Source organism: Micromonospora noduli (genome assembly GCF_003264365.1).
GTDB classification, from domain to species: Bacteria; Actinomycetota; Actinomycetes; order Mycobacteriales; family Micromonosporaceae; genus Micromonospora; species Micromonospora noduli.
In genome coordinates this window covers 117,678-139,844 of the sequence record NZ_PYAK01000004.1, presented here as the reverse complement: position 1 = coordinate 139,844, position 22,167 = coordinate 117,678, and the positions used below count along the sequence as shown (strand labels likewise).

The window sequence follows — 22,167 nt, the reverse complement described above, 5'->3', positions numbered from 1 at the left end:
GCACAGTCTGCAAGTTTTTAGAGTGTGAAGTGATCTTCCTGACTCGTGACCTGGGCGGAGACCGACGGATCCGGTCGTTCGGTGCGGGGCACGGCGCCGGTGGTCTCCAGGATGAGCGCGGCTACCAGGTCCGGGTCGTCGCTCATCGGCACGTGCCCGCAACGGGGCAACGTCACCACCCGCGCCGCCGGCAGGCCCGCCCGGGCGCGCTCGGCCTGGTGGACGCCGAAGATCCGGTCGCAGTCCCCCCAGCCGATGGTCACCGGCACCGTCGCGTCGGACAACCGAGGGCAGTCGAAGCGGTAGTCGCGGGCGGCTCGGGCCACGGCGTTGAAGCCGGCCCCGCGTCGCAGCGCGAGCGCGTCGCCCAGCGCGCGCTCGACATCCAGCAGCGTCGGGCGGGCCATCAGCGGCGCGAAGCACAACGCCCGCAGGTACGCCGAGCGCAGTGCGACCCGCATGATCGGGGCGGGCAGGTACGAGTTGGCCCGCAGCATCCGGAGGATGGCCAGCGCCCGGCGGCGCTCCGCCGCTGTGAAGAAGCCGGCGGGGGAGAAGGCGGTGGCCGAGGCGACCGCCCCGGTGGCGGCAAGCTCCAGGGCGATCGCTCCACCGAGGCTGTAGCCGGCGACGTGCGGACGCTTCAGCCCCCACTCGGTCAGTGCCGGCAGGACCCCGGCCACGGTGGCGGCCATGTCGGCGGGCATGCCGGTGCCGGGCACCGGAGAGTTCCCGAAGCCCGGTAGGTCGAGCGCGATCACCTCGTGGTGGGCGGTCAGCCTGTCGAACACCGGCTCCCACGCCTGATGGCGGTGACCGATACCGTGGATGAGCACGAGCGGCTCACCGCTGCCAGCACGTCGGAAATGAATGCTCATGACCGCTCTCCCACCGACGTCCTGCCGAAGGAACGCCCGAGCTGGCGTACCTCGTCCTCCATCTGGCCGACCATGGTCTGGCCGCCGAACCGGTTGATTAACGCGTCCGAGAGGCCGCTCAGCACCACCGGCCGCAGCGCCTGCACCAGGGCGAGCGACCGTGGCACGTACACCTTGCGCTTGCGCCGCTCGATGCCGTGGAGCAGGGCCTCGACGCACTGCTCGACGGGTACGACGGTGGACAGCGGCCACGGCAACCGGCCCAGCGCGGTGCGGAACGACGCCAGGTCGTCACGGATGTCGCGGACCAGGTCGGTGTCGATCCAGATGGGATGCGCCGTGCCGACGGTGACGCCGCGTGGGCGGGTCTCCAGGCGCAGCACGTTGGCGAACTGCTCCACACCCGCCTTGGACGCGCAGTAGGCGGCCATCCCGGGCATGGCCGTGAAAGCGGCAGCCGACGAGACGATCAGGACGTGGCCCCGGGCGGCGGCGACGTGAGGTAGCGCCGCGCTGACCGTGCGGATCGCGCCGCAGAGGTTCACCTCGACGGTACGGACCAGCGCGTCGACAGGTCCCACGGCGACGGTGCCGAGGTTCGCGATGCCCGCGTTGGCCACGACCACGTCGAGGCCACCGAAGCGGTCCACAGTGGAGGCCACCGCCGCGTCCAACGCCGCCTGATCGGTGACGTCACACTCGTACCAGTGCGCGTCGAGGTCGGCGCCGAGCCGTTCGAGCAGCTCGCCTTCGAGGCCGACGAGGGCGACCCGGGCCCCGCGGGCGACGGCCTCGCGGGCCAGCTGTGCCCCGATGCCGCGCGCCGCGCCGGTGATGAGCACGATCTTGCCCGCCAGGTCATACCGCATCGGCGTGCTCCCGCTCCGGTTCGTTGGGGGTGCTGCCGGTCGAGACGATCTGGTAGTCGGCCGGGCGGAACCGGCGCAGCCGCATCCGGAAGCTGGTGGCGAAGCCCGGCCAGATGGTGGTGTTGCGGCCGGTGGTGTCGAGGTACCAGCTCGAACAGCCGGTCTGCCAGACGGTGCCGGCCATCTTCTGGTCGACCCGCTCGGTCCAGCGTCGTTGCGCCTGGGCGGTGGGCTCGATGGCCTGAATGCCAGTGGCCCGCATGTGACGCAGGGCCGCGAGCACCAGATGCAGCTGTGCCTCGATCATCAGCACCACCGAGGTGTGCCCGAGCCCGGTGTTCGGGCCGAGCAGGAAGAACAGGTTGGGGAAACCGGCGATGGTCGTGCCCCGGTACGCGCGCATGCTGGGGGTCCACGCGTCGCCCAGGCTGCGCCCGCCCCGACCGTGGATGCGCCGGACGACGGGGGAGTCGGTGACGTGGAAGCCGGTCCCGAGGATGATCGTGTCCGCCCGGTGGTGGACGTCGTCGTCGGTGACGAGACCGTCCGGCACGATCCGGGCGATGCCGGCGGTGACCACGTCGACGTTCGGTCGGGTGAGCGACGGCCAGTAGTCGTTGGAGATCAGCACCCGCTTGCAGCCCATCGCGTACCGGGGGGTGAGCTTGTCCCGCAGGCTCGGGTCGGGAACCTGACGCCGCAGCGTACGCACTGACAGGCGCGAGGCGAGGCGGTTGACCGCCGGGTGCAGGAAGCCCAGGCCCATGCTCTCGCGTACCAGGTAGAGCCCTGCCCGGGCGGCCCGCTGTGCGCCGGGCACTGTGCGGAACGCGGCCTGCTCGACCCCGCTGATCCGGCGCGTCAGCCTCGGCATGATCCAGGCGGGAGTGCGCTGGAAGAGCGTCAGCTTCTCGACCGTCGGCTGGATCTGTGGCACGAACTGGACGGCCGAGGCGCCGGTGCCGATCACCGCGATGCGCCGGCCGGCCAGGTCGTGGTCGTGCCGCCAACGGGCGGAGTGGAACACCGTGCCGGCGAACTCGTCGATCCCGGGCAGGTCGGGGATGGCCGGGTCGCTGAGCGGGCCGGCGGCACAGATCAGGACCCGGGCGCTGTGGTCGCCGCCCGAGGTGCGCAACAGCCAGCGTTGGCGCTGCTCGTCCCATCTCGCCTCCCGCACCTCGTGGCGCAACCGCAACCTGGGGCGTATCCCGAAGCGGTCGACGCAGCCGCGCAGGTAGTCCCAGATCTCCGGCTGGCCGGAGAACGTGTTCGACCAGCCGGGGTTGGGGGCGAAGGAGAACGAGTAGAGGTGCGACGGGACATCGCAGGCGCAGCCCGGATAGCTGTTGTCACGCCAGGTGCCGCCGACGTCCGTACCCCGGTCGAAGACGAGAAAGTCGGTGAAGCCGGCCCGCTGTAGGCGGATGGCGGCGCCTAGGCCGCCGAAGCCGGCGCCGATGATGGCAACGTCTGTCTCCATTCACTCCTCCGTGAGCTCAGGCGCACAGGTCGGGTCGGCCACGGGTGGCCAGGGCGGATCGCCCACGCCGGTGATTCGTACGCCGCCCCACGGATCGACCTCGGCCAGTCGGGCCGCCCGGACGCGGTCGGCGATGCGCAACTCGACGTCGCGCCGGCCGGAGCGCAGCAGGTGAGCCATCCGTGGCTCGGGCTCGATCCGGCCGCCCCAGTGGAAGCGGCCGTCGACCGGCTCCCACCGCCCGCTGAGGTGCACCCGGACCGAGGTGCCCTCGACACCCGCCGGGCCGTGGTAGCTCACGGCACGATCCGCTCGTGGGCGCGGGTGAGCTCGTGCGGCAGGTCGGCGCTGGCTCGCACCCCTTCGATGCCGCTCCACAGCAGAGTGGTCAGGTAGTCGGTGAGGGCGGCCCTGCTGATCGGCTGGCCGTGCGTGGTCCACCAGTCGCCGACCGCCTGCACGAAACCCACCAGGCCGTACGCCCAGGGCTCGGCGGGACCGGCGTCCAGGCCCAGCGTGCGTAGTCGGTCGCCGATCACCCGGGCGAGCCCGGCGGCCACCTGCCGGCTGGTGCCGGCGATCACCTGGTGGATGCCGGGGTCGCCGGACTGGTGGATCAGGAACCGGTAGAGCCTCGGCTCCGACTCGATCACGCCCAGGTAGGCGTCGATCGTCGCCTCGACCAGGCCACGTTCCTCGCGGACCTGTTCGACGGCGGGCGCGATGGTGTCGACCATCCGGGCCGCGACCACCTCGCTGACCGCGACCCAGAGCTGCGACTTGTCGGCGAAGTAGCGGTACAGGACCGGTTTGCTGACGCCCGCGGCGGCGGCCACCTGTTCCATGTCGACCTCCGGCCCGTGCCGCAGCAGCGCCTGCACCGCGGCACCGACCAATTCCTGCCGTCGTTGCTCACGATGGTCTGCCCAACGGTCTCGGCGGCCGTTGCCCTTCGCCTTCGGACTGCCGTCGGGGGGCGTGGCCGACGGGTCGGACGCATTGACATCGGTGAGCGGCGATTGCATGCTACTACTCGTAACAGTTACTGGTCGTCACGTCAATATGGAGGAGCCATGGAGGCGGCGGAAACCGGGCGCGCGGCGGTCGCCGAGCGACTGCTCACGTCCTCACTGCGGACCAGCTACGACCCCACCGTCGAGATCGACTGGGACGCCCCGCACACCCCCGGCGCCTACTGGCTCCCGCCACAGCGCAGCAGCCTCTACGGCACGCCACTGTGGGAGCAGCTCAGCGAGGAGCAGCGCGTCGAGCTGACCAGGCACGAGGTGGCCAGCGCGGCCAGCGCCGGGCTGTGGTTCGAGACGATCCTCATGCAGATGCTGATCCGGGAGTACTACCGTGCCGACCCGACCAGCCGGCAGGCCCAGTACGCGTTGACCGAGGTCGCCGACGAGTGCCGGCACTCCATCATGTTCGGCCGGCTGATCGAGGCGATGGGTTGTCCGGTCTACCGCGCGAGCACCGTGGACCACCACCTCGGGCGCTTCCTCAAGGCCACCGCCAGCGGCCCCCGGATGTACGCCGCGATCCTCATCGCGGAGGAGATCCTCGACGCGTTCCAGCGCGAGATCATGGCGGACGAGTCACTCCAGCCGCTCATCCGGATGGTCTCCCGCATCCACGTGGTGGAGGAGGCGCGGCACGTCCGGTTCGCCCGCGAAGAACTGGCCGCCGAGGTCGCGGCCACCGGCCCGGTGGGCATGGCGTACGCCCGACTGTTGGTCGGTCGCGCCGCCTGCACGATCGCCAACCGCCTCGTCCATCCCGACGTGTACGCGGCCGTGGGCATTCCGCCGGCGGTCGGTCGGGCCGCTGCCCGCGCCAACCCGCACTGGCGCGCCACCCTCCGCTGGTCCGCGGCGCGGGTGCACGCCCACCTGGCGGACGTTGGCCTGGTGGCCGGGCCGGGGCGTCTGCTGTGGGCCCGGGCCGGGCTGATCTGACCCGTTGTCCCTGGAGTGAGCGGCGTGGGGGGCCGTTCCCGGCCTGACCCCCCACGCCGCCCGTGTCGGCTCACTCGCTGCGGGCGAAGCCACCCTTCGGCGCGATGATCTCCAGGTTCGTCCCGTCCGGGTCGTTGAAGTACGCGACCTCGGTGCCGACCGCCGCTGGCGGCTCCACCTCGCCGGACGCGAACGTGTACGGCTGTCCGAGGAACTCGAACCCGGCCTCGCTCATCCGGTCGTAGACCGCGCGCACGTCGTCCACGTGGAAGCACAGGTGCATCGAGCCGGGCCGGTTGGCCGCCACCTGGGCGGCGTCACCGACCGGCTCCTGAAACTGGATCAGGTCGATCCCGAGGTTGTCGAGGTTGAACGTGGCGTACCGCAGCTTCGTCGTCGGCAACCCTTGTGACTGCGCGAAACCGGTGCCGTGCATGTTCTCGTCCCGAACGACCGGTTCCGCGCCGAGCAGGGCCTGGTAGAACGCGACCGAGCGGTCGAGGTCACTCACCGCGATCCCGACGTGCGCGGCCTTCTTCAGCCCGATGGACACGGTCGCGGGATTGGGGAATGGCATCCTGACTCTCCTTACCAGCGCTCTTCGTCGCCTGTGTCGATGCTGATCTTCCTGGCGTACCCCGGGTGAGATCAGTTCATGCGACCTCGCTGTCAGGCCCGTTCGACCCGCGCCTGCTGGTGATCGGTCAACCGCAGCCCCACACCGCGGACGACATCGATGGTGGCCCCGGTGCCCAGGTCGTGCAGCTTGCGGCGCAGCCGCTTGACCAGCGACTGCACGTCCGCCTTGCGTTCGCGCCCCTCGTCACCCCAGACCGACCGGTGCAACTCGGCGTAGCTCCAGACCCGGGCCGGCTCGGTGATCAGGCAGGTCAGCAGGTCGTGTTCCAGGCGGGTGAGGTCGATCTCACGTTGTCCGCAGCGGGCGCTGGAGCGGGCGGAGTCGATCACCAGTGCGGCGACCGGCGCCGGTTCGGACGGGGCGGCTGCCTGCTGCGGAGCGGCGATCAGCCGGCGCAGCTCATCGAGGTCGGACACCAGCAGCAGCGGTGCGATGCCGTCGAGAAGCTCCGCGAGCCGGATGCGCTCGGCTGGCGACGGGGTCACCGCGATCAGCAGTGGGAACGGCTCGTCGGCCGGATCGCCCCTGTTCACCGTTGCCTCGTCCTCGGCCACCGCACCACCCGGGATCGATGGGCATCCCTGCCCAGCTCTCGTCACGGTTCTGACAATGATTGGCAAGCGTGCCGCCAGCCAGGGCAACTCTTAGCGACAAGTTGCTCACGGCAAGTTCTTGATCGTCCGTTCTTCTCGATCATAGTGTCCACTCGGGCAACCGGCGTGACCCGCGCGGTGCATGGGGGAGGTCCACCATGGCCCATTTACACCCTGGGTCGTTCTGAGGGAGGCAGCACCGATGTTCAGACGTCCACAATGGCGGCGCGCGGCCAGATCACTGGTGAGCGCCGGCGCGGCGACGATCCTCGCCGCGACATGCTTGGCCACGATCAGCTCGGGCGCGCAGGCTGCGCCGGGCGGTGCGATGGGGGCGGGCGCCCAGACCGGGGACAAGATCCGACCGGAGCTCGCCAAGCAGCTCCAGGCCAAGAGTGAAGGGGACTTCTGGATCCGGTTCAAGGACCGGGCGGACCTGAGCAAGGCCAGCGCCATCAAGGACTGGTCGAAGCGTGGCACGGCGGTGGCGGACGCGCTGCGCAAGACCGCCGCCGCGAGCCAGGGCAAGATCCGGGCCGACCTCGACAGCTCGGGCACCAAATACCAGACCTTCTGGGCCACCAACGCCATCAAGGTGAACAGCGGTTCGCTGGCGATGGCCCAGAAGTTCGCCGGGCACTCGGAGGTCGAGGGCCTCTACGCGCCGGTCGCGTACAAGGTGCCGGAGACGACCAAGGGCACCGACGAGAAGACCGTGAACGCCCTGGAGTGGGGCATCGCCAACATCAACGCCGACGACGTCTGGTCCCAGTACGGCGTCAAGGGCGAGGGCATCACCGTCGCGAACATCGACACCGGGGTGCAGTTCAACCACCCGGCGCTGGTGAACTCCTACCGGGGCAACAACGGCGACGGGACGTTCGACCACAACTACAACTGGTTCAACGCCGCCAACGCCACCGGGGCCTGCGCCACCGCCCCCTGCGACGGCGACGGCCACGGCACGCACACGATGGGCACCATGGCCGGCTCCGACGGCGTGAACCAGATCGGTGTCGCCCCCGGGGTGAAGTGGATCGCGGCGAACGGCTGCTGCCCCAGTGACGCCGCTCTGGTCGAATCCGGTCAGTGGATGCTCGAACCGCTGGACCTCAACGGTCAGAACGCGGACGCGAGCAAGCGCCCCAACATCATCAACAACTCGTGGGGCACCCGGGACCCGTCCAACGAGCCGTTCATGGAGGACGTGACGAACGCCTGGGCCGCGTCCGGGATCTTCGGCAGCTGGTCCAACGGCAACAGCGGACCGGCCTGCCAGACCAGTGGCTCGCCGGGCAGTCTCGTCAGCAACTACTCGACCGGCGCGTACGACAGCAACAACAACGTCGCCGGCTTCTCTGCCCGCGGCGCCGGCCAGAACGGCGAGATCAAGCCCAACATCTCCGCGCCGGGCGTGAACGTGCGGTCGAGCATCCCGGGCAGCGCCTACGGCAGCATCAGCGGCACCTCGATGGCCGCACCGCACCTCGCGGGCGCGATCGCGCTGCTGTACTCGGCGGCACCGTCGCTGGTCGGCGACGTCAATGCGACCCGCGCGCTGCTCAACGGCGCGGCGATCGACAAGGCCGATGACCAGTGTGGTGGCACCGCCGCCGACAACAACGTCTACGGCGAAGGCCGACTGGACGCCCTCGCGTTGCTCAACGCCGCCCCGACCGGCGACATCGGCACGCTGGCCGGCACTGTCACCGACGCGACCTCCGGCGCCCCGATCGCCGGCGCGACACTGACGCTCACCGGCGCGTCCGAGCGTGAGCTGACCACCGGTGCCGACGGCAAGTTCTCCACCCAACTCCCCGCCGGCGACTACCAGGTCGCCGTCGCGGCGTTCGGGTACGCGAGCACCAGCAAGACGGCGACGGTCACCAAGGGCGCCACCACGACGCTCGACGTCGCCCTCACGGCGGTGCCGAGTGTCAACGTCACCGGAGCGGTCACCGACGGCTCCGGCCACGGCTGGCCGTTGTACGCGAAGGTGACAGTGACGGGTGTGTCCGGCGTCTACGACTACACCACCCCGTCGAACGGCCGCTACAGCATCAAGCTGCCGGCCGGGCAGACGTACACCCTGAAGTACGAGCCGCAGTACCCGGGCTACCAGACCGTCACCAAGGAGGTTGTTGTCGGCTCGGGCAACGCCACCGCCAACGTCGCCGTGCCGGTGGACAGCACCGTCTGCACCACCGCGCCCGGATACACGACCGGCTCCGACGGTGAGTACGAGACCTTCGACGCAACGACCACGCCGGCCGGCTGGACCGTCGTGGACAACGCGGGCAGCGGTCAGGTCTGGAAGTTCACCGACGACGGCGACCGCGGCAACCTGACCGGCGGCAGCGGCAACTTCGCGATGATCGACAGCGACAACTACGGTGCCGGCACCAGCCAGGACACGTCCCTGGTCAGCCCGGTGGTCGACCTGACCAGCGTCACGGCCCCGGTCATCCGGTTCAACCAGGACTTCAACCAGCTCAACGACGACACCGCTGACGTGGACCTCAGCATCGACGGCGGTGCCACCTGGACCAACGTGCTCCGGCAGGAGACCGACGTCCGGGGACCGAAGCTGACCGAGATCCCGATCCCGCAGGCGGCCGGTAAGGCGCAGGTGCAGGTTCGGTTCCACTACTACGACGCCTCGTACGAGTGGTGGTGGGAGGTCGACAACGTCCTGATCGGCAGCCAGGTCACCTGCGTGCCGGTCGACGGCGGTCTGGTCGTCGGCAACGTCCGCGACAAGAACGACGACAGCTACGTCAACGGCGCGACCGTCACCAGCAAGGATCGGCCCGCCGAGAAGGCCGTCACCGTGGCGACCCCGGACGACCCGGGGCTGGCCGACGGCTTCTACTGGATCTACTCGTCGCTGACCGGCGAGCACCCGTTCACGGCGACCGCCGGCAACTACGTCAGCCAGACCAAGCCTGTCGACGTCGAGGCCGACTGGGCGACCACCGCGAACTTCCAGCTCGCGGCCGGTCGACTGGCGGTGACGCCGACGCAGCTGAGCGCGACGCTCCAGATGCCCAACGGCAAGACCAGCAAGTCGTTCACGGTGACCAACACCGGCGGCGCGCCGGTCGAGGTCAAGTTCGGTGAGCGGGACAACGGGTTCGAACTCCTGCGGGCGGACGGCTCCACTGCCACCCGGCAGCAGGTGCTCGGGTCCAGCGGTGCGCCGGAGCAGCGGCTCACCGTACCGACGTCGTTCGCCGCCAAGGCGTCCGGCAAGGAGGCCAAGGCCGCTGCCGCGGCGGCCGGCCCGCAGGCGGCGCCGTGGACCGACATCGCCAACTACCCGTCCACGATCATGGACAACCGGGTGGTGAACCTGGACGGCAAGGTGTACTCGCTCGGTGGCGGCGACGGTGAGGCCTCCACCGCCAAGAACTACGCCTACGACCCGGCCGCGCAGACCTGGACGGCGATCGCCGACCTTCCGGGCGCGCGCAACGCAGTGACCGCGGGCGTGGTGAACGGCAAGATCATTGTCACTGGCGGCTGGGCCGACGCCGGCCCGGACTCCGCCACCTGGTCGTACGACCCGGGGGCCAACACCTGGACCGAGCTGGCCGACAACCCGGCACCGCGGGCCGCGGCCGGTCAGGCCGTCGTCGACGGCAAGCTGTACGCGGTCGGTGGCTGCACCACGGCCGCCTGTCTGCCGATGTCGAACAGCGTCGTCCGGTACGACCCCACCGGTGACAAGTGGGAGACGATGGCCAACTACCCGAAGTCGGTGGCCTTCGCCTCCTGCGGCGGGATCGACGGCGTCCTCTACTGCACCGGCGGCAACGACGGTTCCGCCGCGCAGAAGTCCAGCTACGCCTTCGACCCGGGGGCCAACACCTGGACCGCCATCGCCGACGCGCCGGCCGACAACTGGGCCAGCTCGTACGCCGTCGCCAGCGGCAAGCTCCTCGTCGTCGGTGGCTCGCAGGGTGGGGCCATCAGCAACGCCGGCTTCGCCTTCGACCCGGCCGCCGGTTCCTGGTCCAACCTGCCCAACTCCAACACCGCGCGGTACCGCGGCGGCGCGGCGTGTGGCTTCTACAAGATCGGCGGCTCGTCTGGCAGCTTCAACGCGGCTCCGGACAGCGAGGTGCTCCCGGGCTTCGAGGGATGTTCCGAGTCGGCCGCCGACGTCAGCTGGATGACCATCGACAAGTCGGCTGTCACCCTCGCACCGGGTGCGAAGGTCACCGTCACCGTCGGTCTGACGGCGAACGTGGACCAGCCGGGCACCTACTCCGGCGCGGTCGCGATCTCCGAGAACACCCCGTACTCGGTGGCACCGGTCGCGGTGACCATGACCGCGAACCCCCCGAAGACCTGGGGCAAGCTCATGGGTACGGTCACCGGCACCAGCTGCCAGGGTGCGACCTCGCCGCTCACCGGCGCGGTCGTGCAGGTCGACTCGTGGGCGGCGTCGTACACCTTCGCCACCGACGCCGAGGGCAAGTACGCCTACTGGGTGGACCGCCGCAACAACCCGCTCACGATGATCGTGGCCAAGGACGGCTGGAAGCCGCAGACCCGTCAGACCCGGATCGACACCGCCACTCCGACGGTGGAGAACTTCGGGTTGGCACCCATCAAGTGCTGATGCTTGAGCACTAGCCGAATAAATCCGGCCCGCCTGGTCCCCGACCAGGCGGGCCGGACCGCGCCCTGGGTGATCAGACGGGAGCGAGCCGGAAGCCGACGCCGCGTACCGAGTGGATCGTCGCCGTGGCGTTGAGACTGGCGAGCTTGCCGCGCACCCGGCGGATCACCGAGTGCATGTCGGAGCCCCGGCCGAGGTGCCGGTTGCCCCAGACCTCGAGGTGCAGGCGCTCGTAGGTCCAGACCTGCCCGGGCGCGTGCACCAGGCAGAGCAGGACGTCATGCTCCAGCCGGGTCAGGTCGATCTCCTGGTCGCGCCAGCGCAGCACCCGGCGGTCGGAGTCGACGGCCAGATCCGGTGGCGGTGGCTGTGGGCTCGGCGCCACCTCGGCGAGCGCCACAGTGGTCGGGGGAGCCGGGGCGGCAGGCGCCTCGACCACCCCGAGGAACTCTCGTGCCTGGTCGACGGTCGAGACGATCAGGAAGGCGTCACTGCCACCGAGCAGCCGGGCCAGATGTCGCCGCTCGGCCGGCGAAGATGCGATGCCGATGACCAGGCTGGCCACTGGAATTCCCTGCATTTGCCAACACCTTCCGGTTCCCCAACTCACTCCGGATGGATTTTTCGCACCGCCGACCGAAACATCGATCGGCGTCCTGACCCTAGTGGTGACTGATCTCGGCTGGGTAAAACCTGGTCGCATGTAAGCACGTGAATCCCGCCGCGCCGTCCAGGTCCCCCCCGGCCCACCGCCGACGATCCGCTTTTCCGGAAGCGGCGGGGGTGGTTGTGACAGAACCAAGACAATCCGAGGACGGGGTACGGACCTGCCGGGGCGAGCATGGTCGCCATGTCCATCGGATCGTTGTACTCCGTCGGGCGGTCGACGCCCGGTCCGGCGCGACCGCTGCCGCACGCTCGCGCCGCGGTGCCGCTGGGGCTCCGACTGCTCGCGGCGGCGCTGTCCGGTCTGGTTGCCCTGACCCTCACCGCCGTCGTCTTCGTGCGGACGTACCCCGGGCAGTGGCTGGACGGGGTGCTCCTGCCGCGCGCCGAGCGGGGCGGGGGGTACGAGCAGCAGACCGTGCTGGTGGGCCCGGCAAAGACCGTGCTGGCCACCTTCGGCAGCCCGAGCCTCATCGCGGCCCTGCTCGGTGTGGTGCTGCTGGTGGGTCTGCTCCGCCGGCGGCTGGTGGCGGGGGTCGTCGGTGTGGGCATTGTCGTCTGCGCGGTGCTGCTGGCCGGCGCGGTGAAATCGGAGCTGCCCCGCCCGGATCTGCAGATCCTGAGCTCCACCACCCACAACAGCTTCCCCAGCGGCCATGTCGCGGCGGCGACCGCCCTGCTGCTGGCGTTCATGCTGGTCCTGCCCGGGTGGGCCCGGCGCTGGCTGGCGGCGCCGGGCGCGGTGGGTGTCTCGGTGATCGCCTCCGCCACGATGATCGCGGGCTGGCACCGGTTCAGCGACGTGCTCGGTGGCGTACTGCTGGGGGTGACAGTGTTCTGCCTGGCCGCGGCCGCGTTGGTGGCCCGGTCCGGCGACCGCGACCCGACCGGCGGTTCGGGCGGCGGCAGCCTCTGGCGCCGGCTGGCCGAGGCGGGGGTTGGGCTGGTGGTGCTGGTCTGGGCGCTGCTGGTGGTCGTGCCCGGTCTGGCCGCGTCGGTGCAGCGCGGCTTGTTGATCGCCATCGTGGCCGCTGCCGCGTCGACGATGTTCCTGGTGGGCGCTGTGGTGTTCCTGGTGCGTTCGACGGATTTCGCGGTGCCGCTCTCCCCGCGGAACCCCGCGCAGCCACCGCCGACGACCGAAACCCGAAAGATCTCATGATGGGATACTTGACGACATGTCCCAGGTGCTGTTGATCGAGGACCACCAGACGGTGCGCGACGGACTGCAGTTGGCGCTCACCCGACAGGGCCACACCGTGCATGCCGTGGGCACCGGTGAGCAGGGGTTGGAGCGGCTGCGCACGACCCCGTCCGATGTCGTGGTCCTCGATCTCATGCTGCCCGGGATGGACGGGTTCGAGGTCTGCCGCCGGATCCGGCAGCTCGGCGACCTGCCGATCATCATGCTCACCGCCCGCAACGACGACATGGACGTGGTCGCGGGCCTGGAGGCCGGCGCCGACGACTACGTGGTCAAGCCCGTTCAGGCCCGGGTGCTGGAGGCCCGCATCCGCGCGGTGCTGCGCCGGACCGGTGGCGACTCGCGGCGCGGCGGCGACCGGGCCGGCCTGGAGCAGCACGGCGCGTTGACCATCGACCGGGCCGCGCTGGTGGTCAGCAAGGACGGAACGCCGGTCAGCCTCGCCCCGACGGAGCTGCGGCTGCTGCTCGAACTCTCGCACACGCCGGGCCAGGTGCTCAGCCGCCAGCAGCTGCTGGAGGCCGTGTGGGAGCACGGCTATCTCGGCGACTCGCGACTCGTGGACGCGTGCGTCCAGCGGGTACGCGCCAAGATCGAGGTCGATTCGTCGGCACCGGTCTACATCCAGACCGTGCGTGGTTTCGGATACCGGTTCGGGCCGCTGTGACACGATGGCGCCGGGTCGGCGCGTGGGTCTCGGGTCTACGGGTCCGGCTCGTCCTGGCGTTCGCGCTGCTGGGCGTCACCACGACGGTGGCGGTGGCCAGTGGCAGCTACTTCCAGGCTCGGAACGTCATCCTGCAGCAGGCGCAGGACGCCGCGGTGATGTCACTGACCGACCAGCTCACCAAGGTCTACCCGATCGCCCAGCTTCCGCCGACCCAGGACGACCTCGAACTGTTGGCCCAGCGCCTCAGCGACCGGGAGAGCTTCGCGGTGGTCCTCTACCGGGACATGCGGGCACAGGGCGGCTCCGAAATCACCGACCCGCTCACCCCGGAGCTGCGGCAGGAGGTCCGTGACGGTCGCATCGCCTGGCAGCGGGTCTCACTCGCCGGACAGCCCGCGCTGCTCATCGGTACCCAGTTGGCGCTGGACCGCCCGGACGGCACGTCCCGCCCGTCCGGGGTGGAGGTCTACTCGGTGCGCAATCTCGTGCCCGAGCAGCAGAGCATCGACCAGCTCGCCACCAGGGCGTGGCTGACCGGCGGGTTGTCCCTGGTCCTCGCCGTCCTGCTGGCCCTGCTGTCCGCCCGCGGAGTCCTGCGACCCGTCCGCGACCTCAGCCGGGCTGCGCGCCGCCTCGGTGAGGGCGACCTGAGCACCCGGTTGACGGTCCGCGGCGCCGACGAGCTGGCGGATGTGGCACGGACCTTCAACGACACCGCGGGCACGCTGGAGCGGCAGGTCGGCGAGCTGCGGCGGTTGGAATCCGACGCCCGCCGCTTCGTGGCCGACGTCTCGCACGAACTCCGGACACCGCTGGCCGCGATGACGGCGGTCACCGACGTGCTCGACGAGGAGGCGGAACACCTGCCCGGGGACGCGGGCCGGGCCGCCCGGCTGGTCAGCCAGGAGACGCAGAACCTCACCCAGCTTGTCAACGACCTCATCGAGATCAGCAGGTTCGACTCCGGCACCGCGCGGCTCGCCCTGGACGACGTGGACGTGGCCGCGGCGGTGACCGCGACAGTGCGGATCCGCGGCTGGCTGGACCGGGTACGAACGGAGTTGCCACCCGGCGTCGTGGCCCGACTCGACCCCCGCCGACTGGACGTCATCGTCGCCAACCTGGTCGGCAACGCCTTCCGGCACGGTGCCGAGCCGGTGTCGGTGCGCCTGCGCGCCGACCCGGACTGGGTCACCATCGAGGTGGCCGACCGGGGGCCCGGACTGGATCCGGAGGTGTTGCCGCACGTCTTCGACCGCCTCTACAAGGCCGACACCGCGCGAACCCGCTCCGAGGGCAGCGGCCTCGGTCTCGCCATCTCCTGGGAGAACGCGCGCCTGCACCGCCACGGCGAGCGACGGGGGAGTCTCGTCGCGGGCAACGGCACCCACGGCGGCGCGGTGTTCACCCTCCGCCTGCCCCGCGAAACGGCGGACACCGGAGGTGCCCCGTGACCGGCCGACGGACGGGCCGCGCGCTGCTCGCCGGCGGACTGCTTCTGACGCTGCTCGCGGCGGGCTGTGGGGTACGGCCCAGCGCGGTCATCACCGGTCGCCCGCCGATCAGCGGCCCCGCCCAGGGCACCTGGGTCTATCTTCTCGCGCAGGGCGAACTGGTGCTGGTCCTCCGCCCGGTCAACACGGACCCGTCGCCCGCCGCCGCGCTCTCGCTGCTCGCGGCCGGTCCGCAGGAGAACGAACGCGCCCAGGGTTTCACCAGCGACGTTCCGGCCGGGCTCGACCCGGTCACGGTGACGGCGGGAGCCGGTCGGTCCGGTGATCTCACGGTGCGGGCGAACATCGCCGCGCAGGCGTTGTCAGCGCACGCGGCCGACCAGATCATCTGCACGACGGTCGCCGCCGCGGCGCAGGTCAGCGCGGCGAACACCGCCACCACCGTCGCCATCGTCGGGTCGGACGGCGCCCGAGGGCCTCGGGCGTGCCCGATCAGGTGACCGGGCACCGACCGCCGACTCACACCAGGTGGTCGACCGCTCGGGCCGGCCGGGGCAACCCGCTGTGGTGGCCGTGGTCCTGGTCGGCCAGCGCGCCGGCGATCAGGATGTCGATCAGGGCGGCGAAGCCGATGCCGGCCTGCTGCCAGATCTGCGGGAACTGGGACGCGGCGGTGAAGCCGGGGAACGTGTTGACCTCGTTCACGATGGGCTCGGGCGACCCCTCGGTGGGCAGGAAGAAGTCGACCCGCAGCAGCCCACGGCAGTCGAGGGCCTGGAAGGCGCGAATCGCACGGTCCTGAAGCACCTCGGTGGTCGCCGCGTCGAGCGGGGCGGGAATCTGGAAGATCGCCCCGCCGTCGTACTTCGCGTCGTAGTCGAAGAAGCCGGCGCCGGTCACCCGGATCTCCAGCGGCGGGCCGGCCTGCACCCGGCCGTCCGGGTGCTGGAGGACGGCCACGTCGATCTCGCGTCCCCGTGCTCCCTGCTCGACGAGCACCTTCGGGTCGACCTGGCGGGCCTGCTCCAGCGCGGCGGGAACTCCCGCCCAGTCGTCCACCCTGACGACGCCCAGGCTCGACCCGGCCCGGGCCGGCTTGACAAAGACCGGCAGTTCCAGCCGACGCTGATCCTCGGGCGACAGGGCCTCGCCGGGACGCAGGGTCACCCCCGGGCTGACCCGCAGGCCCTCCGCCGCGAGAAGCCGCTTGGTGACCCCCTTGTCCATGCCGGCGGCGCTGGCGAAGACGCCGTTGCCGACGTACGGCACGCCGAGCCATTCCAGCAGCGACGACACGGTGCCGTCCTCGCCGTACGGGCCGTGCAGGGCCGGGAACACCACGTCCTGGGCGCGCAGGACGCGCAAGGCCGCCGGCAGGGGCGTCGGTCGGCCGCCGACGTGCCACCCGCCGTCGCGGTCGATGAGCACCTCGGTGACCTGGTACCGCTCACGGTCCAGGTGGGCGAGGATGCTCGCCGCCGAGCGGCAGGACACCTCGTGCTCGCCGCTCTGCCCGCCGTACAGCACTGCCAGTCGGGTTGTCATGAGTTCCGTGCCCTTCCGTGGAGGTGCTCGCGGGCCACCCGGGCCCCGATGCCGGTCAAGATCTCGTGTGGGTTGGTGTCGGCCCAGCGGGCCCACTCGACGACCGTCGGGGGGCGCTGGTCACCCTCGGCCGGGCCGAACACCACGACCGGGTCGCCGATCGTCACGGGAAGATCCCCGGCGTCGACCACGCACTGGTCCATGGCGATGCGCCCGACGATCGGGCACCGCCGGCCGGCGAGCCACACCGAGGCACGGCCACCCGCAGCCCGGGGCAGCCCGTCGGCGTAGCCGAGCGGCAGCAGCGCCAGCGTGGTCGGTGTGCCGGTCACGTGCTCGGGCCCGTAGGAGACGCCAGTGCCGGCCGGCACCCGCTTGACGTTGACCACGCTCGTTCGCAGGGTCATCGCGGGGTGCAGCCCGAACTCGCCCGGACCGCTCACGCCGAACGGGTCCACGCCGTAGAGGGCGATCCCGATCCGGCAGAGGTCGAAGCGGGTCCGTGGTGCGGAGAGCGCGGCCGCCGAGTTGGCCAGGTGGACGAGATCGGGGCCCAGGCCAGCCGACCGTGCGGTCCGCAGCGCCTCCTCGAAGATCGCCACCTGACGGGTGAGCGCGGGGGCGCCCGGCAGGTCGGCGTCGGCGAGATGGGACCACACCCCGCGCACCCGGATCCCGCCCTCTCGTTCGTACTTGCGGGCCCAACCGACCAACTCGGGCCAGTCGTCCCCGGCGGCCCCGTTGCGGGACAACCCGGTGTCCGCCTTGAGCTGCACCATTGCCGGTGCGCCGAGCAGACGGGCCGCGTCGGCGACGGCGTGCAGGTGCGTCGTCGTGGACACGCCGATGTCGACGCCACCCTTGATCAACATACCGAAGTCGTCATTCGGGCCGTGCAGCCAGCTCAAGGTGGGCGCTGTCACACCCGCTTCGCGCAGGGTCAGCGCCTCGGCCGAGGAGGTCACTCCCAGCCAGGAGGCGCCGGCGCGCAGCGCGGCCCGGGCCACCTGCACCGCGCCGTGGCCGAACCCGTCGGCCTTCACCACGGCCATCAGTCCGGTGCCGGTGACCGACGCGATAGTCCGCACGTTGCTGGCGATCGCGTCCAGGTCGATCAGGGCTTCGGCGAGGGCGCTCATCCGGTCGCCTCCACCCGGCGCGTGCCGGGCAGCGCGAACAGCCAGCCCGCGCGAACCGCCAGCAGCCCGCGGTGAACGGCCAGGCTCAGACCGATCACCAGCCCGCTCAGCAGAATCGGATAACCGAGCACGATCAGGCCCTGAGCGGACCCACCCAGCCCGGAAACCGGTACCAGCAACAGCCGGTGCAGCAAGGCCAGGACCGGCATGTGAATGACGTAGATCGGCAGGGTGATGCGGCCGAGCCTAGCCAGTGGTCTGCTCAGCGCCGACCACCGCGACAGCCGGGCAGCGGCGGTTATGCCGAAGATCACTGCCACCACGGACACCGCCGGCCACACCCCGAACCACTGCTGTGCGCCGGTCACCGCCATCGCGGTGAGCGCCAGGACGTAGCCACCCGAGGTCAGCAACAGCCGGCGGCGGCTTGCGGTGGCGGCCCACCGCTGGATCTGCGGCCGCAGGTACAGGCCGGCGAGGAAGAAGACCAGGTTCTGGTAGAGGCCGGCGCGGTTGCCCGGGGTGTCGAGCAGGCCGGCGGCGGCGACGGCGGACAGCGCGGCGGCGGGGACCAGGACCAGCGCCCGGGGCAGCCTGCGGGTCGCCTTGGCGATCGTGAAGTACAGCGCCAGGGCGTACAGGTACCAGAGGTTGGACGGCGTGATGGTGAGCTGCTGCAGCAGGCCGAGCGCCGAGGTGGCCCGGTCGGTCGGCAGTCCCGGCGCGGCGGCGAGGACCACCGTGTGGATCAGCAGCCAGACGGCGTACAGGTAGAGGAACCCGGCGATCCGGCTGCGGGCGACCACCCGCCACGGCCGCTGGGCGGCGTTCGCCGCGAAGACGCCCGAGATGGTGAAGAACAGCGGCATCCGCAGCGGGAGGAACTGCTCACCCAGGGTTCCCCAGAAGCCCGGCACCGGTACGCCGATGTGCCAGTCGATCTGGAGGTAGTCCTTCACGACGACGTGCCACAGGACGACGAGGATGATGCAGACACCCTTCGCGGCATCGGCCCACTCCGCCCGGTGCGATCCGGCGGCGGGCGCGGGTGCGGAGGCAGGGGCAGGGCCGCTCCGTTGCCGGTGGCGGAACCGGACGCGCGTCGCGTCGGGCTCCAGCTCGGCGGGCCGGGACTCGGTCAGCTGTCGGATCACTCACCGAAAGCTGCCAGCCGGATATCCGCACGTGATCCACGAATTGTCATGAGTTGGTAATGGACGCCGCCGGACCCAATCCGTGGGCGGTTCCGAGCCGCCCCCGGCGGACGCCGGGCGGCACTAGGCTCGTTGCGGAGGTGCCGAACATGAAGCTCGGGCTGCACTACTGGAACTACTCGACCCCGGCCGACCCCGCCGCGATCGCACCGACCCTGGCGCAGACGGCGACAGTCGCCGAGCAGGCCGGCGTCGCGTCGTTCACGGTGATGGACCACTTCTTCCAGATGGACGCGGTGTTCGCGGCCGAGGAGCCGATGCTGGAGGCGTACACCACGCTCGGCTACGTCGCGGCCATGACCCAGCGGATGACGCTGGGCGTGCTGGTCACCGGCGTGATGTACCGCTACCCGGGGTTGCTCGCCAAGACCGTGACGACCCTCGACGTGCTCTCCGGCGGCCGGGCCCGCCTCGGCATCGGCGCCTCCTGGTACGAGCGGGAGCAGCTCGGGTTGGGCGTGCCGGTCGTCCCGGTGGCCGAGCGGTTCGAGCGGTTGGAGGAGACGCTGCGCATCTGCCTTCAGATGTGGAGTGCCGACGACGGCCCGTTCAACGGGCAGCACTACCAGCTCGCCGAGACCATCAACTCGCCGCAGCCGTTGAGCCGCCCGCACCCGCCGATCATGATCGGCGGCGGCGGCGAGAAAAAGACCCTGCTGCTGGTGGCCCGGTACGCCGACGCCTGCAACCTGTTCGGCCGCGGCGGCATCGACGACGTCGCGCGCAAGCTGGATGTGCTGCGCGGGCACTGCGCCGCCGAGGGCCGCGACTACGACACCATCGAGAAGACGGTGGTCGCCTCGCAGGCGCCGCTGGACGACACCGACGCGTTTCTCGCCGAGGTGGCCGAGTACGCCGCGCTCGGAGTGAGCGAGGTGCAGGTGACACCGGATCGGCACCCGGTCGAGTTCGCGCAGCGGCTCGGCGACGAGGTGCTGCCCCGGTTGGCCGACATCGCCTGATTCCGCCACGAGGGGTGCGGGCGGCCATTGTGAACGACTGGCCAATTCCTGGGGGATCAATGGTGCGCCCGCGCCGGCTTCGGCTCCACGAACGACGTTGCCGGCGGGGATGAGCCGGATCACATATGGCGGTTCGCTTCGACTGCCGGAAATTGTTCGACGACGTGCCAGGTAGCCTCTCCGGGTGTCGCAGATGTTACCGCTTCTTGTTACCGATCGGTATGACGTCGTCGAGCTCATCGGCCAGGGCGGAATGGGTCGAGTGTGGAAAGCCCGCGACCGAATGCTGCAACGGGACGTCGCCATCAAGGAAATCGTTCCGCCCCCCGGCCTGACCATTGAGGCGCGACAGGAATTGCGGGTCCGGTCACTTCGGGAGGCTCGGGCAATTGCGCAACTCGACCACGTCAACGTCGTCCGGGTCTTCGATGTGCTGTTGAGCGCCGACGGCGACCCGCAGATCGTGATGGAGTACGTGCCGTCCCGTTCGCTGCACGACACCATCACCACCGACGGTCCCGTCCCGCCGGTGCGGGCGGCCGAGATCGGGCTGGCCGTGCTCGGCGCGCTGCGTGCCGCCCACCGCGCTGGGATCATGCACCGCGACGTCAAACCGGCCAACATCCTCGTCGGCGCGGACGACCGGATCGTGCTCACCGACTTCGGCCTGGCCACCGCCGTCGAGGACGTGAACCTGACCCTCAGCGGTGTGGTGCTCGGCTCGCCCGCGTACGTGTCTCCCGAGCGGGCCATGCGGGGCACGGTGGGTCCGGAGGGGGATTTCTGGTCGCTCGGCGCGACCCTGTACGCCGCCGTGGAGGGCCAGTCGCCGTACGCCCGGCCGTCGAGTCTGATGAGCCTCACCGCGCTGGTCACCGAGCCCCCACCCGCGGCGCGACGGGCGGGACCGCTCGCACCGGTGCTGGCCGGTCTGCTGCGCAAGGACCCGGCCGAGCGGGTGGACGCCGACGCGGCCGAGCAGTTGCTCCGGGCGGCGCTGGACGGCACACCGCGGTCGCCCATCGCGGTGACGTGGCGTCCGGCGCCCGCACCAGCGGCGGTCACGGCCCATCCGGTCGGCGCGCCCGGCGTACCCCGGTCGTCGGCCCCGGTGGCGGCGGATCGTGCCGGTCGGGGACCGGCCCGCCGACGGCGGACCTGGGTCCTCGGTGGTCTCGCGGCAGTGGTCGCGCTCGGCCTGGCGGTCGCGGTTCCGCTGGCCACCCGCCGTGCGTCACGGCCGGCCGGGGGAGGGGCCGAGCTGGTGGACGCCGCCGTGCCGGGTACGCCGTCGACGCCCGGTGCCGCACCGACGACCGCTGCGCTCCAGCCAATCTCGTGGTCGGTCTACCGGGACAGCAGCGGCTTCTCGATGCCGGCGCCGCGCGACTGGCAGATCGTCCGACGCGGGCAGCGGGTCGAACTCCACGAGCCGGGCGGCGAACGGATGCTGGTCGTCAGCCAGACCGACTCGCCGCGCAGCGACCCGTTGGCCGAACTCGGCGGACCGGCCGTCAGTGAGCGGTACCGCGACTACCGCCGGATCGAGCTGATCGCCGTCAACTACCAGCTTAAGGCTGCCGACCTGGAGTGGGTCTACACCAGCGAGGCGGGTACCGCGATGCGCGGGCGCCAGCGCACCTTCACGACGGGTGAGCGCCTGGGCTACAGCATCGCCTGGTTGACACCCGAGCCCGCCTGGGCGGTGGCCGGGGCGGACGCGTTCCGGGAGGTCACCGCGGGCTTCCGGCCGGCGTCGACGGCGGGCGGGGCGACCCCGTCCGCCACGCCGGACCGTCGAGTGTCACCGACTCCGAGTGTGCCCCCGGCGCGGTCGGGCAACCGGCTCGTCGGGGTGGCGAGCAAGCGGTGCCTGGACGTCAGCGCGCCGGACTCACCCGACCCGGTCCGGCTCGGGATCTGGGACTGTCGGGACGACCGCGCCTCCCACCAGCTCTGGTCGATGCGGTCGGACAGGAGCGTGCAGTTGGGTGGGCGTTGCCTGGACGTGCTCGGCGCGTCCAGCGACGCCGGGGCGGCGATCCAGCTCACCACCTGCAACACGACCCCGGCGCAACAGTTCACCCTGAACGAGGCCCGGCAACTCGTCAACGCGCACAGCGGACTGTGCCTGGGCACTGTCGGCCAGAGCACCGCGAACGGCGCGATGATCGAGCAGCGCAGCTGTAGCGCCGACACGAGCCATCTGGAGTGGACCCGGCGATAGACCGGATATCGACGAGGGCCGTCCTCCCGGTG

Annotated in this window: 19 protein-coding genes; 8 read left to right on the top strand and 11 right to left on the bottom strand. The window is 70.9% G+C overall.

Translation table 11 applies throughout. The features are described from left to right. Positions 1-17: 17 nt before the first annotated feature. The 5 genes from GUI43_RS04890 to GUI43_RS04870 are packed head-to-tail and all read right to left on the bottom strand — an operon-like array spanning position 18 to position 4,255. Positions 18-878, bottom strand: coding sequence for an alpha/beta fold hydrolase (locus tag GUI43_RS04890; RefSeq protein WP_112698106.1), 861 nt, complete (start codon positions 876-878; stop codon positions 18-20). Further along, positions 875-1,747 carry an SDR family oxidoreductase gene (locus GUI43_RS04885; protein ID WP_112698105.1) on the bottom strand — a complete coding sequence of 291 codons (873 nt, stop codon included), beginning with the start codon at positions 1,745-1,747 and terminating at the stop codon, positions 875-877. Before GUI43_RS04885 ends, GUI43_RS04890 begins: the two co-directional genes overlap by 4 nt. Then, on the bottom strand, positions 1,737-3,230 hold the full coding sequence (locus GUI43_RS04880; protein WP_112698104.1) for a flavin-containing monooxygenase: 1,494 nt from the start codon (positions 3,228-3,230) through the stop codon (positions 1,737-1,739). Before GUI43_RS04880 ends, GUI43_RS04885 begins: the two co-directional genes overlap by 11 nt. Next, a complete protein-coding gene (locus tag GUI43_RS04875; RefSeq protein WP_112698103.1) occupies positions 3,231-3,530 on the bottom strand; it encodes a DUF4873 domain-containing protein in 300 nt (99 codons plus the stop codon). After that, complete coding sequence (locus GUI43_RS04870; RefSeq protein WP_112589427.1) at positions 3,527-4,255, bottom strand: TetR family transcriptional regulator; 729 nt, start codon at positions 4,253-4,255, stop codon at positions 3,527-3,529. Before GUI43_RS04870 ends, GUI43_RS04875 begins: the two co-directional genes overlap by 4 nt. A 48-nt stretch (positions 4,256-4,303) precedes the next feature. On the opposite strand from GUI43_RS04870, the gene GUI43_RS04865 reads away from it, so the two are divergent. Then, positions 4,304-5,194, top strand: a complete 891-nt coding sequence (locus GUI43_RS04865) for an AurF N-oxygenase family protein (RefSeq protein ID WP_112698102.1) — start codon at positions 4,304-4,306, stop codon at positions 5,192-5,194. 70 nt (positions 5,195-5,264) lie between these two features. On the opposite strand, the gene GUI43_RS04860 is transcribed toward GUI43_RS04865, so the two are convergent. Continuing rightward, positions 5,265-5,771, bottom strand: a complete 507-nt coding sequence (locus GUI43_RS04860; RefSeq protein ID WP_112589431.1) for a VOC family protein — start codon at positions 5,769-5,771, stop codon at positions 5,265-5,267. Positions 5,772-5,863: 92 nt separating this feature from the next. Further along, a complete protein-coding gene (locus tag GUI43_RS04855; protein ID WP_112589433.1) occupies positions 5,864-6,388 on the bottom strand; it encodes a winged helix-turn-helix domain-containing protein in 525 nt (174 codons plus the stop codon). A gap of 241 nt (positions 6,389-6,629) precedes the next feature. Here GUI43_RS04855 and GUI43_RS04850 point away from each other — a divergent pair, with 241 nt between their 5' ends. Then, positions 6,630-11,054, top strand: coding sequence for a S8 family serine peptidase (locus GUI43_RS04850; protein WP_112698101.1), 4,425 nt, complete (start codon positions 6,630-6,632; stop codon positions 11,052-11,054). 73 nt (positions 11,055-11,127) lie between these two features. Here the strand turns inward: GUI43_RS04850 and GUI43_RS04845 are convergent, their stop codons facing one another. Further along, positions 11,128-11,634, bottom strand: a complete 507-nt coding sequence (locus GUI43_RS04845; protein ID WP_112589437.1) for a winged helix-turn-helix domain-containing protein — start codon at positions 11,632-11,634, stop codon at positions 11,128-11,130. Between the two features lie 270 nt (positions 11,635-11,904). On the opposite strand from GUI43_RS04845, the gene GUI43_RS04840 reads away from it, so the two are divergent. From GUI43_RS04840 to GUI43_RS04825, 4 genes are read left to right on the top strand one after another with little or no spacing between them, the layout of a single operon-like run. Further along, a complete protein-coding gene (locus tag GUI43_RS04840) occupies positions 11,905-12,882 on the top strand; it encodes a phosphatase PAP2 family protein (protein WP_170158675.1) in 978 nt (325 codons plus the stop codon). Positions 12,883-12,898: 16 nt separating this feature from the next. Next, positions 12,899-13,591 (top strand): response regulator, encoded by a 693-nt coding sequence (locus GUI43_RS04835; protein ID WP_112589441.1) that lies wholly within the window; start codon positions 12,899-12,901, stop codon positions 13,589-13,591. Next, positions 13,588-15,048, top strand: a complete 1,461-nt coding sequence (locus GUI43_RS04830; RefSeq protein WP_112698099.1) for an ATP-binding protein — start codon at positions 13,588-13,590, stop codon at positions 15,046-15,048. The genes GUI43_RS04835 and GUI43_RS04830 overlap by 4 nt, the downstream gene beginning before the upstream one ends. Further along, a complete protein-coding gene (locus GUI43_RS04825) occupies positions 15,045-15,548 on the top strand; it encodes a hypothetical protein (RefSeq protein ID WP_112698098.1) in 504 nt (167 codons plus the stop codon). Before GUI43_RS04830 ends, GUI43_RS04825 begins: the two co-directional genes overlap by 4 nt. Positions 15,549-15,567: 19 nt before the next feature. On the opposite strand, the gene GUI43_RS04820 is transcribed toward GUI43_RS04825, so the two are convergent. From GUI43_RS04820 to GUI43_RS04810, 3 genes are read right to left on the bottom strand one after another with little or no spacing between them, the layout of a single operon-like run. Continuing rightward, positions 15,568-16,593 (bottom strand): D-alanine--D-alanine ligase family protein, encoded by a 1,026-nt coding sequence (locus GUI43_RS04820; RefSeq protein WP_112698097.1) that lies wholly within the window; start codon positions 16,591-16,593, stop codon positions 15,568-15,570. Continuing rightward, on the bottom strand, positions 16,590-17,732 hold the full coding sequence (gene alr / locus GUI43_RS04815; RefSeq protein WP_112698096.1) for an alanine racemase: 1,143 nt from the start codon (positions 17,730-17,732) through the stop codon (positions 16,590-16,592). Before alr ends, GUI43_RS04820 begins: the two co-directional genes overlap by 4 nt. Further along, the gene (locus tag GUI43_RS04810) at positions 17,729-18,886 is read right to left on the bottom strand and encodes an acyltransferase family protein (protein WP_112698095.1); all 1,158 of its coding nucleotides are present in this window, start codon (positions 18,884-18,886) and stop codon (positions 17,729-17,731) included. The genes alr and GUI43_RS04810 overlap by 4 nt, the downstream gene beginning before the upstream one ends. A 149-nt stretch (positions 18,887-19,035) precedes the next feature. Between GUI43_RS04810 and GUI43_RS04805 the strand changes: the two genes are divergently transcribed. Continuing rightward, complete coding sequence (locus GUI43_RS04805; protein ID WP_112589451.1) at positions 19,036-19,908, top strand: LLM class F420-dependent oxidoreductase; 873 nt, start codon at positions 19,036-19,038, stop codon at positions 19,906-19,908. A 184-nt stretch (positions 19,909-20,092) separates the two neighbouring features. Then, entirely contained in the window at positions 20,093-22,135 is a 2,043-nt protein-coding gene (locus GUI43_RS04800) for a serine/threonine protein kinase (RefSeq protein ID WP_112698094.1), read from the top strand. Positions 22,136-22,167 lie beyond the last annotated feature (32 nt).

What these genes read in the sequence shown, in the direction of transcription:
- GUI43_RS04835 (WP_112589441.1), top strand. Translation starts at nt 12,899, where the DNA reads ATGTCCCAGGTGCTGTTGATCGAGGACCACCAGACGGTGCGCGACGGA.
- GUI43_RS04805 (WP_112589451.1), top strand. Translation starts at nt 19,036, where the DNA reads ATGAAGCTCGGGCTGCACTACTGGAACTACTCGACCCCGGCCGACCCC.
- GUI43_RS04845 (WP_112589437.1), bottom strand. Translation starts at nt 11,634, where the DNA reads ATGCAGGGAATTCCAGTGGCCAGCCTGGTCATCGGCATCGCATCTTCG.
- GUI43_RS04850 (WP_112698101.1), top strand. Translation starts at nt 6,630, where the DNA reads ATGTTCAGACGTCCACAATGGCGGCGCGCGGCCAGATCACTGGTGAGC.
- GUI43_RS04860 (WP_112589431.1), bottom strand. Translation starts at nt 5,771, where the DNA reads ATGCCATTCCCCAATCCCGCGACCGTGTCCATCGGGCTGAAGAAGGCC.
- GUI43_RS04865 (WP_112698102.1), top strand. Translation starts at nt 4,304, where the DNA reads ATGGAGGCGGCGGAAACCGGGCGCGCGGCGGTCGCCGAGCGACTGCTC.
- GUI43_RS04820 (WP_112698097.1), bottom strand. Translation starts at nt 16,593, where the DNA reads ATGACAACCCGACTGGCAGTGCTGTACGGCGGGCAGAGCGGCGAGCAC.
- GUI43_RS04840 (WP_170158675.1), top strand. Translation starts at nt 11,905, where the DNA reads ATGTCCATCGGATCGTTGTACTCCGTCGGGCGGTCGACGCCCGGTCCG.
- GUI43_RS04870 (WP_112589427.1), bottom strand. Translation starts at nt 4,255, where the DNA reads ATGCAATCGCCGCTCACCGATGTCAATGCGTCCGACCCGTCGGCCACG.
- GUI43_RS04890 (WP_112698106.1), bottom strand. Translation starts at nt 878, where the DNA reads ATGAGCATTCATTTCCGACGTGCTGGCAGCGGTGAGCCGCTCGTGCTC.
- alr (WP_112698096.1), bottom strand. Translation starts at nt 17,732, where the DNA reads ATGAGCGCCCTCGCCGAAGCCCTGATCGACCTGGACGCGATCGCCAGC.
- GUI43_RS04880 (WP_112698104.1), bottom strand. Translation starts at nt 3,230, where the DNA reads ATGGAGACAGACGTTGCCATCATCGGCGCCGGCTTCGGCGGCCTAGGC.
- GUI43_RS04885 (WP_112698105.1), bottom strand. Translation starts at nt 1,747, where the DNA reads ATGCGGTATGACCTGGCGGGCAAGATCGTGCTCATCACCGGCGCGGCG.